Source organism: Clostridium sardiniense (assembly GCF_016907995.1).
Taxonomy (GTDB): domain Bacteria; phylum Bacillota; class Clostridia; order Clostridiales; family Clostridiaceae; genus Clostridium; species Clostridium sardiniense.
Genome location: NZ_JAFBDA010000015.1, coordinates 22,973 through 38,325 on the forward strand (window position 1 = coordinate 22,973; position 15,353 = coordinate 38,325).

Here is a 15,353-nt window from a genome sequence, read left to right on the forward strand (position 1 = left end):
ATACAAGTAAAATGGTTATCTTACTAGTGATATATAACATCAACACTTTTTTTAGTATAATTTCATAAAGTCTTATATAATCTACACATTGAAGTAATTAATTCCTATAGCATCACGAACTTCTTTAAGAGTCTCTGATGCAGTCATTCTAGCTCTATTACTTCCAGCTAAAAGGATTTTATATATAAGTTCTTTATCCTTTTCAAATTCTTTTCTTCTATTTCTAATTGGTTCAAGTTCAGCTTGAAGAACATCATTTAAATATCTCTTTACTTTAACATCTCCAAGTCCACCTTGTTTGTAGTGTTGTTTAAGTTCTTCAATATATTTTTTATCTTTTCCAAAAGCATCTAAGTATATAAATACAGGATTATTATCAACTTCACCTGGATCTGATACCTTTATATGATTTGGATCTGTATACATACTCATTACTTTTTCAGTTATTACGTCTGCTTCATCTGATAAATATATAGCATTTCCTAAAGATTTACTCATCTTAGCTTTTCCATCAATACCTGGAAGTCTAGCACAGCCAGAATTTGATATTAAAGCTTCAGGTTCAACCAATATATCTCCATATATAGCATTAAAGCTTCTAACAATTTCTCTAGATTGTTCTATCATAGGAAGTTGGTCTTCACCAACTGGAATTTTTGTAGCTTTAAAGGCTGTAATATCAGCAGTTTGACTTACAGGATAAACTAAAAATCCAGCAGGAATACTAGTATTAAATCCTCTAAGTTTAATTTCTTCTTTAATTGTTGGGTTACGCTCAAGTCTTGCAACTGTAACTAAGTTTAAGTAGTGCATAGTAAGTTCATTTAATTCAGGTATTTGTGATTGTACAAATATTGTTGTTTTAGCTGGATCTATACCAACTGCTAAATAATCTAAAGTTACTTCCACTAAGCTTTTTCTTATCTTTTCAGGGTTTCTTGCATTATCAGTTAAAGCTTGTTGGTCTGCAATCATAATGAAGTTTTTATATTTACCTGTTTCTTGAATTTCAAATCTAGTTCTTAAAGAACCTACATAGTGTCCTAAGTGTAATTTACCTGTTGGTCTGTCTCCTGTAAGCATTATTTCTTTACTCATTTTAAAAACTCCTCTCATTTGTTTAATAAAAATATTTGATATAATAAAAAAACTCCGTCCTAAATAAATAGGACGGAGATAAAATCCGCGGTACCACCTAAATTGCATATTATAAACTAAAGTATACTTTAATTTATTAAATGCCACTTAAAATTCAAGTACTAACATACTCTAGCCTCTATAACGTGAAGCAAACGATAGAAGATACTCTCTTTATAAAAAGATTTCCCTTTATTCCTCAAAGGTCCATTCATTAAATCTCTTCTTGCTAGAATCTCACCATTTTCTAACTCTCTTTAATGAAGCTAAACTTAACTACTTCTCCTTGTCAATGGATTAATATATCTTAATTTACATAAATAATACTCCTTAAAATTTTGCTTGTCAATGAATCTTAGAGGTATTATATTCAAAAAGATGTAAAAAGCTTATGAATTAATTAATATTTATGACCATATTTCTCCTGTAAAGGCGTATACAACTGAGCATATTATAGCACAGGTAAAAAGTACTATGTAATTAAGATTAAGTAGCATATAATTAAAAAATAATATAGTTAAAATTAATATTGATGATGATAAAATAAATCCTTTTAATAATCTTTTAAAAAAGATATTCTTTGATAAGTTCATATGTATATACCACCTTTAAAGTTTATTTCAAAAAAGTAACCGATTACAAAGAGCGTATATAACTTTAGCAAGAACATGTTAATAATTAGTTGAAATGATATTATTGCAACAGGAACTAGAGTCTAAAATTTAGAAAAAGTATCCTACTATATGATAAAGCACAATTGTACATATTAAAAAAATTATATATTTTAATATACTCCTTGATACAGCGTTTAAAGTCATAACAATCACTCCTATAATATATAGTATAATATTACCATATATTGTTTTAACAATTGTAAACTAGGTGTAAATTATAAGGGGTGGAAAATGAGTGAAGTAATAAATTTAATAAAAAACAGAATGTCTTTAAGAAAGTATTCAAATAAAAATATAAGTGAAGAAGAGTTAAACATAATATTAGATTCTTCAATGAGAGCTCCTACAGCAGGAAATATGATGTTATATTCTATATTAGTTATTAGAGATAGTGAGACTAAAAGAAAACTTGCAAAAACTTGTGATAATCAACAATTTATAGAGAAGTCCAATGTAATTTTAATATTTTTAGGTGATTTACAAAGGTTATATAACTATTATAATATATGTAATGTAAAAGAATTTTGTAATAAGAATAGTTTGGAATTTATAGTGCCAGATGAAGGAGATTTTATGCTTTCTATGCAAGATGCCATAATAGCAGCTCAAACAGGAGCCATTGCAGCAGAAAGTTTAGGAATTGGATCTTGTTATATAGGAGATATTATAGAGAATTATGAAATTCATAAGGAGTTATTTAATCTTCCAAAGCTTGTATATCCAGCATGTATGCTTTGTCTTGGGTACTATGAAGATGATTATAACAGAATAATCTCAGATAGATTTAAAAAAGAATATATTGTATTTAATGAAAAATATAAAGTATTAAATGAAGAAGAATTAGAAGATATGTATAAAGAAAGAGAAGAAAAAGTATCTCCTAAAAATATATATGGTGCAGAAAATTTTGGACAATTTAATTATAGAAGAAAAACTGGTGCAGAGTTTTCAAAAGAAATGGGACGTTCTGCAAGAGAAATATTAAAGAATTGGAATGGACAAGAGTAATATAGATTTATGAGGAAGAGAGAGGGACACAGATGATAGTAATTTTATCACCAGCAAAAAAACTAGAAAGAAAAGAATTAAATTATGATATAGAGTTAACTAATGTAAGACATATTAGTGAATCAATAAAATTAAATGAAAGATTAAAAGAATTTAATCCAGATGAACTAGGATCATTAATGAAGATATCAGATAAATTAACAGATGATACTCTTTTAAATATTCATAAATGGACAATAGAAGAAGCTGAGCATTCATTTCCATGTATACTAGGCTTTAATGGGGAAGCCTTTAGAGGACTTGATATAACTTCATATTCTAAAGAGGATTTAGAGTATGCAAATTCACATCTTAGAGTATTATCCGGCTTATATGGAGTATTAAGACCTTTAGACTTAATATGCAGCTATAGATTAGAGATGGGAACTAAGCTTAATATAGGTAAGCACAAGAATCTCTATTCCTTCTGGGGAGAAAAGATAAACAAAACTTTATTAGAAGATATTAAAAATAGTGAAAGTGATATCTTAGTTAACTTAGCATCAAATGAATATTCTAAATCTGCAAAATTAAATAAGATGAAGGGAATTACTATAGTAACTCCTGTATTTAAGGAATTTAAAAATGGAAAGTATAAAGTTGTAACTGTACATGCTAAAAGAGCAAGGGGACTTATGGCAACTTATATAATGAAAAATAGAATAGAAGATGTAGAAGGATTAAAAAAGTTTAATAAAGAGGGATATATCTATAGAGAAGATTTAAGTAATGATGAGGAAATGGTATTTACTTTAGGATAAATATTGTTAAAGAAGTATATTACCTCCTTAATAAATGTGGTAATATATAAAAGTGAAATTTCTTAAACAGAGGAGGACCATATCTATGATATATTTAATAGTAATTAATATAATTGTAGTAATTGCAATGTTAATAATGTTTTTAAAGGCATCAAGTATGTTTAAAAAAATTGCTGATAACAATGGTAATATAGAAATAGAAGGGCAAGAAGCAAAGAAATATATGAAAGTTTCTATTGTATTAGCTCCTATTAGTTTAATATTAACAACAGTTATAGTGTTAATGGTATTATTGTAATAAGTAAAACTCTATTAGATAAAAATTTGTCTAATAGAGTTTTACTTAAATTTAATTATTTAAATTTATTTTTCTTATTAAGTGCCTTATCCCTTGACTTTTTCATTGTATAAATATTATAGCAAATTAATATAATTACACATATTAATGGAAGGCCAATAATCAAATAATATAATGGATTCATGGAATAACCTCCTATTTATTTAAGTTATCTTTTATATTTTATAATAATAATATCTCATAACATAATAATATAATATTTAAAGTTTTCTTTAAAGTATGATAATATGTAATTATTAAAGTTTGAAAATTATAGGAGGTGTCAATATGATACTAGTTGCTTTAAATGTAATTGTTATTGCTGCAATGATTACATTTTTTATAAAATCAGTAAGTACATTTAAAGATATAAAAGATGATAATGAGGACTATGTAAAGGAAATGAATAAAAAAGGTAGCAGATATATGATTATTTCTGTACTACTTGTTCCTGTTGCAATAGTAATATCATTTAAAATAATTGTGGACATGTTCTTATTTTAGATAAACAACTCATAAATTTATGAGTTGTTTTTTGTTTGCTAATTGGATAATATATGCAAATATGGTATCATATAATCATAATAGGTGTGAGGATTTTAAATTGTTATATTAAATTTGAAAGGATAATAATGCTATGAGTAAGATATTAGTTTTCGGTGGGACAAGATTTTTTGGGAAAGAACTTATAAAAGAACTTATAATTAATGGACATGATATAACAATAGCAACGAGAGGGATAAGAAAAGATAATTTTGGGGACAAGGTTAAACGTATACTTGTTGACAAGCGAAATGAAAACGCTTTAATGAAGGCTTTGGATGGACAAAGATATGATGTTGTTTATGATACCATTTCATATAGTCCAAATGATGGAATGAGAATGTGTAATGTGTTAAGGGGTAAAACAGATAAATATATTGTAGTTTCATCAGTTGCAGTTTATGATAAAGGAGTAAATTTAAAGGAAACAGAATTTAATCCAAGTAAATATGAAATAGTTATGGGGGAGAAAGAGGAGTTCTCTTATAGTGAGGGAAAAAGATTAATGGAGGCTGTATTATACAAAAATGCAGAATTCCCTGTAATAGCTGTAAGATTCCCAGTGGTTATAGGAAAAGATGATTACACTGAGAGACTTTTAAGATATGTTGAAAGAGTAGATAATAAAGAATCTATATGCTCAACTAAATTAGATTCACATATGAATTTAATAACTCAAAATGAAGCAGGTGTATTTTTAGCATGGCTTCTAAATAAAGATATAAATGCTCCTGTAAATGCTGCTTGTATAGGTGATATAAGTTTAAGAGAAATAATAAATATAATTGAAGAAGAATGTGGTATTGAAGCAATTTTAAATAAGGAGTATGATGATAATGATACATCGCCCTATAATAATTATTTAAACCTTACAATAAATATTATAAATATTATGGAACTTGGCGGGTATAGATTTAAAAAAATTCATTCTGAGTTAAGGGAAATTGTTAAATATTATAAAAGTACCTTGAAGTGTAGAAGTGTAGTTTAGGAGGAGCAAAAGTGAATAATAATTTTACAAGAGATGTTGAAAATGCTTTAGATAATCTTCATATAAATGGAGCATTCTTAACTGGTGGAGATTTGAAATCTGCAAATACTATGACAATAAGCTGGGGTAGCATAGGCTTTATGTGGAGAAAACCAGTATTTATGGCTTTAGTTAGAGAAAGCAGATACACAAATGAATTTTTAAAGTCTGGAGAAACATTTACAGTAAGTATTCCTTATGAAGGTGAGCTTAAAGAGGCACTAAAAATATGTGGAAGCAAATCAGGAGGAGATGTAAATAAAGAAGAGCTTGCAAATATAAAATTTATTCCATCAAAGAGTGTAGATACACCAGTGATTGAAGGGTGTAATAGATATTATGAATGTAAGATATTATATAAAAATGAAATGGATTTAGATAATTTTGATAAAGATCTAGCAGAGCAGTTCTATAAAGGGGAAAAAATAGGTCATATACTTTATTTTGGAGAGATTATAGAAGAATATTAATTTTAAAGGATTAGCTTTTTTAGCTGATCTTTTATTTTTATAAAATAAGGAGTGTGTTAGATAAAAAACATACTCCTTATAATTTTTCACAAAATGTAAATGTTATCATATATTGTACTAATAACTATTAGATATATAGTTTATCTAAAGGGGGTATTGTAATGGCAATGTATGTACTATTAGCTATAGGGATTGGATTGTTATTAGCTGCAATAATAATATTTGGAATTAGATATAGAATTTATAAAAATGGAACAAGGGTAGTTGGAAAAATAATAGAAGTAAAGAAGACAGACGAAGCTATATTAGATGATTTTCATCAGTTATCATTTATAACCTTATATAAACCTGTTATAGAATTCTTTACAGAAGAAGGAGAAAAAATAGTATTTGTCCATAATGAACCTGGTAGCAGTAGAGACTTTAATGTTGGTGATGAAATTATGATAGTGTGTAACAAAAAGAAGAAAGATGATTTTTATGTGGATGATAAAATGGAGTTCTTTAGACTTTCAATAACATTAATAATACTAGCAGTATTATTTTTCTCTTTTTCATTTACATTATATTTGATATAAGGAAATAATTACATTGCAACAATATAAATAGGTATAGTATAATGGATAAAATAACAATATAAGCCCATATAAGTCTGATAATACGGTTCAGAGGTTTCTACGTGAAGACCAATTAATCTTCACACTATGGGTAAATCAAAATGAAGTTTCTATGAGCTAGCATTGGTTTACCTAATAAACCGGCTAGTTTTTTTATTTTACAATGAAGTAGAAGTTAGTTCTTTAGAGAGTCTTGGTAAAAAGAGAAAGGCTAGGAAGAGGCTATAGCCTTAAAATCAAGAAACAGATCTTTTATGGGTAGTCATTACTATACATAACTATAAAAATGGAGGAGAACAAATGAAAAATATTCTAGAAAAAGTATTTAAGCTTAAGGAGAATAAGACAAATGTAAAAACAGAAATTATTGGTGGGCTTACAACTTTCGTAACATTTGCTTATGCATTATTAGTAATTCCAAATATATTAAAAATAGGTGGAATGAATTCTCTAGGTCTTAAAGGAGATGCAGCAGCAAATCTTACTATGGCACAAGATCCAATAATAGCTTCAGCTTTTGCATCAGTTTGTATAGCAGCAGCTGTTGGTACTTTAATAATGGCCTTTCATGCTAATTTACCTTTTGTTTTAGCACCAGGTCTTGGACTTGTATCATTCTTTGCTTATAATATTTGCTTGAAATTAAATTTTACTTGGCAAGAAGGTTTAGCAGCGGTATTTATATCAGGTATTTTATTTGTCATTATAACCTTAACTTCTATTAGAGAAAAAATAGTTCAAGCTATTCCTCAAAACTTAAAATATGCAATAACAGCTGGTATTGGATTATTTATTGCATTAATAGGCTTAAAAAGTGGTGGAATTGTAGTAGCAAATCCAGGGACATTAGTAGCTTTTGGAGACTTTACTGATAAGGCAGTTATATTAACAATAATAGGACTTATAATAGGTGTTGTTCTTATGGCAAGAAAAGTTACAGGTGCAATGCTAATTGGAATTATAATTACTACAATAATAGGAATACCTATGGGAGTTACAAATATTCAAGGTATGAAGCTTTTCTCAATGCCTGTTATTGGTGATACATTCTTTGCAATGGATTTAAAAGGACTATTAACAAGTAACGGAGATGGACTTATAGGTGCATTACTTACTGTATTTATGGTTGTAATTACATTAAGTTTAGTAGATCTTTTTGATACAATTGGTACTTTACTTGGAACAGCTCAAAGTTCAGGAATGGTTGAATCAGATGGTGATGTTAAGAATTTAAGACAAGCTTTAACTTCAGATGCAGTAGGAACAACTTGTGCAGCATTACTTGGAACAACAACTCTTGCAACAACTGTTGAATCAGCCTCAGGAATAGCAGCAGGGGCAAGAACAGGACTTTCTAATGTAATAGTAAGTATTATGCTTGTATTATCACTATTCTTTAGTGGATTAGTTGGAATAGTACCACAAAGTGCAACAGCACCAGCTTTAATAATTGTTGGTATATTAATGATGAGTGCAGTTAGCCAAATAGATTTTTCAGATTTTACAGAGGCTGTGCCTGCTTTCTTTACTATAGCAATGATGCCATTTACTTATTCAATAGCTAATGGTATTGCAATTGGAATGATATTTTATCCAATAGTAAAAATTGCTACTGGAAAAGGCAAAGAAGTACACAAATTACTTTATATTTTTGCAATATTATTTATATTAAGATTTGTTCTTATGCCAGATTAATTATAAAAAAAGCATCGACTATTTATGTTTATATAGTCGATGCTTTTTTATAATTTATTAACGTATCAAGAGGAGAAAATATACAAACTTATAAGCTTGTATATAATTATAAGGAAGTAAATAAATACAAATAGTTAAATTTATATAAACATAAAAGGTTTAATTGGAGTGCATGATATAATTTTATTAAGGAATATATGAAAAATATATTAAATGGATATGAGGGGATTATATGAAGATTACAACAGTTATAGAAAATAATAAAGAAAAAGGTAGTAAATTAGAGTGTGAGCATGGATTAGCTTACTTTATAGAAGCTTATGGATTAAAAATTTTATTTGATACAGGACAATCAGAAAAGACTCTATCCAATTTTAAAAAATTAGGATTATCACTTGAAGATGTAGATTACATAATATTAAGCCATGGACATTATGATCATGCTGGTGGATTTAAATATTTCTTAGAAAATATAAATAATAAGCCTTATATTATACTGGGAAACGAATTCTTTGAAAGAAGTGATAAATATCATTTAAAAAGTGAAGAAGAAAAATATATAGGTATTAATTTTGATAAGAGGTATATAGAAGATATGGGATATAAAATTATTGAAGTTAAAGAAAAAATGAAATTAGAAGATAGAATATATGTAATATCTAATCTAGAAAGTTTCAATGAAGAAAAAATATCTAAATCTAAAGATGAATTGGCAAGAAAAGAAAAAAATATCCTTATAAAAGATAATTTCGCAGAGGAACTTGTCCTAGTTATAGAAAATGTAGAAGGTCTTACACTAATAACTGGATGTGCCCATACAGGGATTATTAATATTATTACTAAGGTACAAAATATAATTGGGAAAAAAGTAATAAATGTAGTAGGTGGTATACATCTTTCAAAATTATCATTATTAGAAAATGTAAAAACAGCAAAAAAAATTAAAGAGCTAAATGTTAAAAAATTTTCTTTATGCCATTGTAGTGGAAATAAAATAATTGATATTCTAAAAGATGATAAAAGTGAGGTTATAGAAGGATTTACAGGCAAAGTTATCCATTGAAAATTTCTTAAATAATAATAAGAAGTTTTTGTTAAAATGAATAAAACCGTTAATAAAATAGAAGATAACAGCAAATATTTAGTTGACAAAATAATTTGATTATATTATAGTTTGATTATCAAAACATTTGATACAAAAAATGTTTGACGCCATTGATTTATTCATAAAAAATAATTATAGTATATGTAGACTATATAAAAAGTGGAGGATTTATTAATGGACATAAGAAAAAAGGTATTGAACGAATTATTAGTTCAAATTTTTAATGATATACTTCAAATTGAAGAACAAGCATTAAAAAAAGGAGTTCTTAATAATCTTTCTGTTACAGAAATACATACTATAGAGGCTATTGGTATGTATACAGAAAGAACAATGTCAGAGGTAGCACAAGACTTAAAGATAACTGTTGGAACTTTAACAACAGCAATAAATAAGCTTATAAAAAAAGGCTACGTTGAAAGAAAGAGAATTGAAGAAGATAGAAGAGTTGTATTAATTAAATTAACTAAGAGTGGAAAACTTGCATTTAGATTGCATGAAAAGTTCCATAATGACATGATTAATGCAACGATTGAAGGTTTATCAGAGGAAGAGGAGAAAATTCTTATATCTTCATTAGATAGATTAAATGAATTCTTCAAAGTTAATTATTTAAGCAATTAAGGAGAAAATCATGAAGGAAGTAAAGATTAAAGGTGTAGGTTCATACGTTCCATCTCAAGTTATTACTAATGATGATTTAAGTAAAATAGTAGATACTAATCATCAATGGATATTAGAGAGAACAGGAATTTGTGAAAGAAGGATATCTGAAGGCGAAGATACTTCCAGTATAGCTTATAAAGCAGCAAAAGTTGCAATGGATAAGGCGAGTATTAAGGGAGAAGAAATAGATTTAATAATAGTTGCTACTATTACTCCAGACTCATTTACTCCATCAGTAGCATGCATATTACAAAAAATGATAGGGGCAAAAAATGCAACAGCCTTTGACTTAAATGCAGCATGCACAGGATTTATTTATTCATTAGAAGTAGCTGAGAGCCTACTTAAGACTGGAAGATATAAAAATGCATTAGTAGTTGGTGCAGAAACTCTTTCAAAGATTATTGATTGGAAAGATAGAAGCACTTGTGTTCTTTTTGGAGATGGTGGCGGAGCTGCTGTTATTGGAATAGATGAAGAAGAGAAGAGCGGTATTATAAATAGTTATTCAATATCAGAAGGAGAAAAAGGTGATGCATTAACTGCAGGAGCAAATGATGTAATTAATCCTTTTGCAAAAGAAGAAGTTATTAAAAGCAAATATGTACAGATGAATGGAAGAGAAGTATTTAGGTTTGCAACAGGTGCAATGGTTGATTCTATAAAGAAAGTTTTAGAAGGTACTGGATATAATCTAGAGGATATAGATTATGTTGTACCACATCAAGCTAATTTAAGAATAATAGATTATGCAGCAAAAAAACTAGGACTTTCAAAAGAAAAATTCTATGTGAATTTAGAAAGAGTAGGAAATACATCTTCAGCATCAGTTCCAATGGCTTTAGCAGATATGGATAATGAAGGAAAACTAAAAGATGGAGATCTAATAGTTTTAGTTGGATTTGGTGGAGGCCTAACTTGTGGTGCCACACTAATAAAATGGTAATTAAAAGCGAGAGCTTTGAAATAAAAAATAAAAATTAAAGTGTAAATTATGGAGGTATTTATTATGATATTTGAAGAAATTAGAGAAGTAGTTTGTGAACAATTAGGAGTAGAGGAAAGTGAAGTAACATTAGAAACAACTTTCGAAGATTTAGGAGCAGATTCATTAGATTTATTCCAAGTAGTAATCGAAATAGAAGAAAAGTTTGGTATTCAATTAGAAGATGCTGAAAACATAAAGAGCATCAAAGATGCAGTTGATTACGTAGAAAAAAAGAAAAACAACTAGTATTTAAGAGTAAGATCTGTTGCTCATAGTGGTTTTGTAAAGAGTTAACAGAATATTTTCAATAATCAAAAATCGGGGGCTTAGTATTAGAACCCGATTTTGCTTATATTATAAATGAATTTATAACTGTATAGGTGAATTTTAGGAGGAACTTTAATGAGTAATAGAGTTTGTGAAATGTTAGGTATCAAGTATCCTGTATTACAAGGTGGAATGGCTTGGATTGCAGATGCATCATTAGCAGCAGCTGTAAGTGAAGCTGGTGGTCTTGGATTAATTACAGGAACAGCACCAATTGAATGGATAAGAGATGAAATTAGAAAAGCTAAAAAGCTTACAAATAAACCTTTTGGAGTAAATATAATGCTTATGTCTGAACATGCAGATGAAGTTGCAAAACTTGTATGTGAAGAAGGAGTGTCAGTTGTTACTACAGGTGCTGGAAGCCCAGGTAAGTACATGGAGATGTGGAAAGAGAATGGTATAAAAGTTATACCAGTTGTTGCATCAGTTGCTTTAGCAAGAAGAATGGAAAAGATGGGTGCAGATGCAGTAGTAGCAGAAGGAACGGAGTCAGGGGGACACGTTGGACAATTAACTACAATGGCATTAATTCCACAGGTTGTTGATGCGGTAAATATACCAGTAATTGCAGCTGGCGGAATTGCAGATGGAAGAGGAGTTGCAGCATCATTTATGCTTGGTGCACTTGGAGTTCAAGTAGGAACAAGATTCTTAGTTGCTAAGGAGTGTACAGTACATCAAAATTACAAAGATAAAGTTTTAGGTGCAAAGGATATAGATACAGATGTAACAGGAAGATCAACAGGACATCCAGTTAGAGTAATTAAAAATAAGTTATCTAGACAGTTCCAAAAGCTTGAAAAAGATAATGGTACAGTAGAAGAGTTAGAGGCACTTGGAAGAGGATCTCTACCAAGAGCGGCTAGAGATGGGGATGTTATAAATGGCTCTGTAATGGCAGGGCAAGTTTCAGGTTTAATTAATAAAGAAGAAAGTTGTTATGATATAATACAGGACTTAATGAATGGAGCTAAAGTTGCTCTTGATACAGTTGGAGGGGTATATGAGTAGTAAAAATATTGCTATATTATTTGCAGGCCAAGGTTCTCAATATATAGGAATGGGAAAAGATTTATACGAAAATATAGAAGAATGCAGAGAAGTTTTTGATAAAGGTGAAGCTGCATTAGAAATGGATATTAAAAATTTAATATTTAATGGTACAGAAGAAGAATTAAAATTAACTGAAAATGCACAACCAGCAATTTTATTAACATCTCTTGCAGCAGCTAAAGCATTAGAAGTAAATGGAATAGAAGGAGATTTTACTACAGGTTTATCTCTTGGCGAGTATGGTTCGTTAATTTATGGAGGATCTTTGAATTTTTCAGACGGATTAAAGCTTGTTCGTGAAAGAGGAAAAATAATGGGTAGTTCACTTCCGAAGGGACTTGGAAAGATGGCTGCCATTTTAAAATTAAATGATGAAAAAGTAGAAGAGCTTATAAAAAGAGCTTCAGAATTTGGAATCATAGAAGGCGCAAATTATAATTGCCCGGGTCAAGTTGTTGTATCAGGTGAAAATAATGCTATAGAAGAATCAGTAAAAATAGCTAAAGAACTTAGTGGAATGGGAGTTATTTTAAATGTTAGTGGACCTTTCCATAGTTCATTACTTGAAGGAGCAAGTTTAGAATTTTTAAAAGAACTTGAAAAGGTTAAGTTTAATAACTTTAACAAAATAGTTTATTCAAATGTTTTAGGAGCTCCATATAGTGATGGGGATGATTTAAAAGAACTTTTAAGAAAACATATAAAAACAGCGGTATTATTCGAGAAAACAATTAGAGACATGTTAGACAAAGGTGTTGATACATTCATCGAAGTAGGTCCAGGTAAGGCACTTAGAGGGTTTGTTAAGAAGATTGACAGAAAAGCCAAAGTCTATAATGTAGAAAATATGGAATCATTAAATAAAACTATAGAAGATTTAAAGGGAAATGTTTAGGAGGTTTTTATGTTAAAGGATAAATGTGCAATAGTAACAGGAGCTTCAAGAGGAATAGGAAGGGCTATAGCTAAAAAGCTAGCTTCTCTTGGTGCAAATATTGTTTTAAATTATAGAAGTAATGAAGAGGAAGCTTTAAAAGTACAAGAAGAACTTTTAAGTATGGGAGTGGAAGTCTTCTTATATAAATGTGATATAAGCGATAGCAAAGCTGTAGAAGAAATGATAAAATCTGCAAAAGAGAAATTTGGAGCTATTGATATAATGATAAATAATGCTGGTATTACGAAAGATACATTAATACTGAGAATGAAAGATGAAGATTTTAATAGTGTTATTGATGTAAATTTAAAAGGTGTATTTAACTGCTTGAAAGCTATAACTCCAATTATGGTAAGACAAAAATCCGGTAGAATAGTTAATCTTTCATCAGTTGTTGGAATAGTAGGAAATGCAGGTCAAATAAACTATGCAGCATCTAAAGCTGGTGTTATTGGAATGACAAAATCATTAGCTAAGGAAGTTGGAAGTAGAGGTATTACAGTTAATGCTGTAGCACCAGGATTTATTGATACTGATATGACAGAAGTTTTAGGAGAAAAATTTAAAGAGGAAGCTAAAAAGAACATACCGCTAAAGAGACTTGGTAATCCAGAAGATGTTGCAAATATGGTAGCTTTTTTAGCATCAGATGATGCATCATATGTAACTGGTCAAGTAATGAATGTCGATGGCGGAATGGTAATGTAGGGCGGAGGATTTTTTTATGGAAAGAAGAGTAGTAATTACAGGAATGGGAGCTTTAACTCCTATAGGAAATAGCGTAGAAGAGTTTTGGGCTAACGCTAAAGAAGGTAAGCTTGGAATAGATTATGTAACTTTAGTAAATAAAGATGAAGTTAGTGTAAAGGTAGCAGGAGAAGTTAAAAACTTTGATCCAGCTGAAATTTTAGGTAAAAAAGAAAGTAAAAGATTAGATAGATATTCTCAATTTGCATTAGCTTGTGCTGATGAAGCAATTAAATCATCAGGATTAGATTTAGAAAATATGGATAAGAATAGAATTGGGGTACTTGTTGGTTCAGGTATTGGAGGATTCCAAACTATTGAAACTGAAATAACAAAGATGGCTACAGGTTCAAAGAGAGTATCACCATTTTTCATACCTATGGCAATCAGCAATATGGCAGCTGGTAATATATCTATAAGATATGGATTAAAAGGACCATCAACTGCAGTAGTTACAGCTTGTGCTACAGGAACAAATGGAATAGGAGAAGCATTTAGACAAATAAAACATGGATATGTAGATGTAATGCTTGCAGGTGGAGTAGAAGCGCCAGTAACTAAGATTGGAATAGAAGGATTTGCAAGTCTTAAGGCTTTAAATCCATCAAATGATCCTAAGAGATCATCAATTCCATTTGATAAAGATAGAAGTGGTTTTGTAATTGGTGAAGGAGCTGGAATATTAGTACTTGAAAGCTTAGAGTCAGCACAAAAGAGAGGTGCTAATATATTAGCTGAGATTGTTGGATATGGAAGCACTTGTGATGCTTATCATATTACATCGCCAGATCCAGAAGGAGAAGGGGCATGTCGTGCTATGGTTGAAGCTATGGAAGAAGCATCAATAAAACCAGAAGAAGTATCATATATAAATGCACATGGAACATCAACTCCTTTAAATGATAAATTTGAAACAGTAGCTATAAAGAGAGCTTTTGGAGATTTGGCATACAAGATACCTGTATCATCAACTAAATCAATGACAGGTCATCTTTTAGGTGCAGCAGGAGCTATAGAAGCTATAATATGTATAGAAGCATTAAGAGATGGTTTCATACCTCCTACAATTGGTCATGAAACAAAAGATGAAGAATGTGATTTAGATTGCGTACCTAATGTTGGAAGACATAAAGAGTTAAATTATGCTTTAACAAATTCATTAGGATTTGGAGGACATAACGCAACATTATTATTTAAGAAGTGGAATGAAAAATAG

18 protein-coding genes, 1 riboswitch and 1 other annotated feature are annotated in these 15,353 nt (G+C 29.4%); of the genes, 16 read left to right on the forward strand and 2 right to left on the reverse strand.

Annotation, left to right across the window (positions count from 1 at the left end; genetic code table 11):
* Window positions 1–81 precede the first annotated feature (81 nt).
* Together trpS and JOC62_RS12555 are read right to left on the reverse strand one after the other, a co-directional pair.
* Window positions 82–1,098 carry a tryptophan--tRNA ligase gene (trpS, locus tag JOC62_RS12550; RefSeq protein ID WP_204595624.1) on the reverse strand — a complete coding sequence of 339 codons (1,017 nt, stop codon included), beginning with the start codon at window positions 1,096–1,098 and terminating at the stop codon, window positions 82–84.
* A gap of 65 nt (window positions 1,099–1,163) precedes the next feature.
* Window positions 1,164–1,439: a binding site (T-box leader), on the reverse strand.
* Window positions 1,440–1,544: 105 nt separating this feature from the next.
* On the reverse strand, window positions 1,545–1,730 hold the full coding sequence (locus tag JOC62_RS12555) for a hypothetical protein (RefSeq protein ID WP_204595625.1): 186 nt from the start codon (window positions 1,728–1,730) through the stop codon (window positions 1,545–1,547).
* 312 nt (window positions 1,731–2,042) lie between these two features.
* Here JOC62_RS12555 and JOC62_RS12560 point away from each other — a divergent pair, with 312 nt between their 5' ends.
* From JOC62_RS12560 to fabF, 16 genes are all read left to right on the forward strand, one after another.
* On the forward strand, window positions 2,043–2,819 hold the full coding sequence (locus JOC62_RS12560) for a nitroreductase family protein (RefSeq protein WP_204595626.1): 777 nt from the start codon (window positions 2,043–2,045) through the stop codon (window positions 2,817–2,819).
* Between the two features lie 32 nt (window positions 2,820–2,851).
* Entirely contained in the window at window positions 2,852–3,619 is a 768-nt protein-coding gene (gene yaaA / locus JOC62_RS12565) for a peroxide stress protein YaaA (RefSeq protein WP_204595627.1), read from the forward strand.
* 85 nt (window positions 3,620–3,704) lie between these two features.
* The gene (locus tag JOC62_RS12570; RefSeq protein WP_204595628.1) at window positions 3,705–3,917 is read left to right on the forward strand and encodes a hypothetical protein; all 213 of its coding nucleotides are present in this window, start codon (window positions 3,705–3,707) and stop codon (window positions 3,915–3,917) included.
* A gap of 327 nt (window positions 3,918–4,244) precedes the next feature.
* On the forward strand, window positions 4,245–4,460 hold the full coding sequence (locus tag JOC62_RS12575) for a hypothetical protein (RefSeq protein ID WP_204595629.1): 216 nt from the start codon (window positions 4,245–4,247) through the stop codon (window positions 4,458–4,460).
* Window positions 4,461–4,593: 133 nt separating this feature from the next.
* On the forward strand, window positions 4,594–5,490 hold the full coding sequence (locus tag JOC62_RS12580; protein ID WP_204595630.1) for an NAD-dependent epimerase/dehydratase family protein: 897 nt from the start codon (window positions 4,594–4,596) through the stop codon (window positions 5,488–5,490).
* An 11-nt stretch (window positions 5,491–5,501) separates the two neighbouring features.
* Window positions 5,502–5,999, forward strand: a complete 498-nt coding sequence (locus tag JOC62_RS12585; RefSeq protein ID WP_204595631.1) for a flavin reductase — start codon at window positions 5,502–5,504, stop codon at window positions 5,997–5,999.
* Between the two features lie 161 nt (window positions 6,000–6,160).
* A complete protein-coding gene (locus JOC62_RS12590; protein WP_204595632.1) occupies window positions 6,161–6,577 on the forward strand; it encodes a DUF3592 domain-containing protein in 417 nt (138 codons plus the stop codon).
* Window positions 6,578–6,621: 44 nt separating this feature from the next.
* A riboswitch (purine riboswitch) is annotated at window positions 6,622–6,724 on the forward strand.
* Window positions 6,725–6,916: 192 nt separating this feature from the next.
* Window positions 6,917–8,311 (forward strand): NCS2 family permease, encoded by a 1,395-nt coding sequence (locus tag JOC62_RS12595; protein WP_204595633.1) that lies wholly within the window; start codon window positions 6,917–6,919, stop codon window positions 8,309–8,311.
* A gap of 232 nt (window positions 8,312–8,543) precedes the next feature.
* Window positions 8,544–9,374 carry an MBL fold metallo-hydrolase gene (locus JOC62_RS12600; RefSeq protein WP_204595634.1) on the forward strand — a complete coding sequence of 277 codons (831 nt, stop codon included), beginning with the start codon at window positions 8,544–8,546 and terminating at the stop codon, window positions 9,372–9,374.
* Window positions 9,375–9,590: 216 nt separating this feature from the next.
* Entirely contained in the window at window positions 9,591–10,040 is a 450-nt protein-coding gene (locus tag JOC62_RS12605) for a MarR family winged helix-turn-helix transcriptional regulator (RefSeq protein ID WP_204595635.1), read from the forward strand.
* Between the two features lie 10 nt (window positions 10,041–10,050).
* On the forward strand, window positions 10,051–11,028 hold the full coding sequence (locus JOC62_RS12610) for a beta-ketoacyl-ACP synthase III (protein WP_204595636.1): 978 nt from the start codon (window positions 10,051–10,053) through the stop codon (window positions 11,026–11,028).
* A 63-nt stretch (window positions 11,029–11,091) separates the two neighbouring features.
* On the forward strand, window positions 11,092–11,316 hold the full coding sequence (gene acpP / locus JOC62_RS12615; RefSeq protein ID WP_204595637.1) for an acyl carrier protein: 225 nt from the start codon (window positions 11,092–11,094) through the stop codon (window positions 11,314–11,316).
* A 156-nt stretch (window positions 11,317–11,472) separates the two neighbouring features.
* Window positions 11,473–12,411 carry an enoyl-[acyl-carrier-protein] reductase FabK gene (fabK, locus tag JOC62_RS12620; RefSeq protein WP_204595638.1) on the forward strand — a complete coding sequence of 313 codons (939 nt, stop codon included), beginning with the start codon at window positions 11,473–11,475 and terminating at the stop codon, window positions 12,409–12,411.
* The gene (gene fabD, locus JOC62_RS12625; protein ID WP_204595639.1) at window positions 12,404–13,348 is read left to right on the forward strand and encodes an ACP S-malonyltransferase; all 945 of its coding nucleotides are present in this window, start codon (window positions 12,404–12,406) and stop codon (window positions 13,346–13,348) included. The genes fabK and fabD overlap by 8 nt, the downstream gene beginning before the upstream one ends.
* Window positions 13,349–13,357: 9 nt before the next feature.
* Window positions 13,358–14,098 (forward strand): 3-oxoacyl-[acyl-carrier-protein] reductase, encoded by a 741-nt coding sequence (gene fabG, locus JOC62_RS12630; RefSeq protein WP_204595640.1) that lies wholly within the window; start codon window positions 13,358–13,360, stop codon window positions 14,096–14,098.
* A gap of 16 nt (window positions 14,099–14,114) precedes the next feature.
* Window positions 14,115–15,353, forward strand: coding sequence for a beta-ketoacyl-ACP synthase II (gene fabF / locus JOC62_RS12635; protein WP_204595641.1), 1,239 nt, complete (start codon window positions 14,115–14,117; stop codon window positions 15,351–15,353).

Excerpts from the sequence above, each read along its gene's own strand:
- JOC62_RS12595 (WP_204595633.1), top strand. The coding sequence starts at position 6,917 with ATGAAAAATATTCTAGAAAAAGTATTTAAGCTTAAGGAGAATAAGACA.
- acpP (WP_204595637.1), top strand. The coding sequence starts at position 11,092 with ATGATATTTGAAGAAATTAGAGAAGTAGTTTGTGAACAATTAGGAGTA.
- JOC62_RS12570 (WP_204595628.1), top strand. The coding sequence starts at position 3,705 with ATGATATATTTAATAGTAATTAATATAATTGTAGTAATTGCAATGTTA.
- trpS (WP_204595624.1), bottom strand. The coding sequence starts at position 1,098 with ATGAGTAAAGAAATAATGCTTACAGGAGACAGACCAACAGGTAAATTA.
- JOC62_RS12610 (WP_204595636.1), top strand. The coding sequence starts at position 10,051 with ATGAAGGAAGTAAAGATTAAAGGTGTAGGTTCATACGTTCCATCTCAA.
- fabG (WP_204595640.1), top strand. The coding sequence starts at position 13,358 with ATGTTAAAGGATAAATGTGCAATAGTAACAGGAGCTTCAAGAGGAATA.
- JOC62_RS12600 (WP_204595634.1), top strand. The coding sequence starts at position 8,544 with ATGAAGATTACAACAGTTATAGAAAATAATAAAGAAAAAGGTAGTAAA.
- fabF (WP_204595641.1), top strand. The coding sequence starts at position 14,115 with ATGGAAAGAAGAGTAGTAATTACAGGAATGGGAGCTTTAACTCCTATA.
- fabD (WP_204595639.1), top strand. The coding sequence starts at position 12,404 with ATGAGTAGTAAAAATATTGCTATATTATTTGCAGGCCAAGGTTCTCAA.
- yaaA (WP_204595627.1), top strand. The coding sequence starts at position 2,852 with ATGATAGTAATTTTATCACCAGCAAAAAAACTAGAAAGAAAAGAATTA.
- JOC62_RS12560 (WP_204595626.1), top strand. The coding sequence starts at position 2,043 with ATGAGTGAAGTAATAAATTTAATAAAAAACAGAATGTCTTTAAGAAAG.
- JOC62_RS12555 (WP_204595625.1), bottom strand. The coding sequence starts at position 1,730 with ATGAACTTATCAAAGAATATCTTTTTTAAAAGATTATTAAAAGGATTT.
- JOC62_RS12605 (WP_204595635.1), top strand. The coding sequence starts at position 9,591 with ATGGACATAAGAAAAAAGGTATTGAACGAATTATTAGTTCAAATTTTT.
- JOC62_RS12590 (WP_204595632.1), top strand. The coding sequence starts at position 6,161 with ATGGCAATGTATGTACTATTAGCTATAGGGATTGGATTGTTATTAGCT.
- fabK (WP_204595638.1), top strand. The coding sequence starts at position 11,473 with ATGAGTAATAGAGTTTGTGAAATGTTAGGTATCAAGTATCCTGTATTA.
- JOC62_RS12575 (WP_204595629.1), top strand. The coding sequence starts at position 4,245 with ATGATACTAGTTGCTTTAAATGTAATTGTTATTGCTGCAATGATTACA.
- JOC62_RS12580 (WP_204595630.1), top strand. The coding sequence starts at position 4,594 with ATGAGTAAGATATTAGTTTTCGGTGGGACAAGATTTTTTGGGAAAGAA.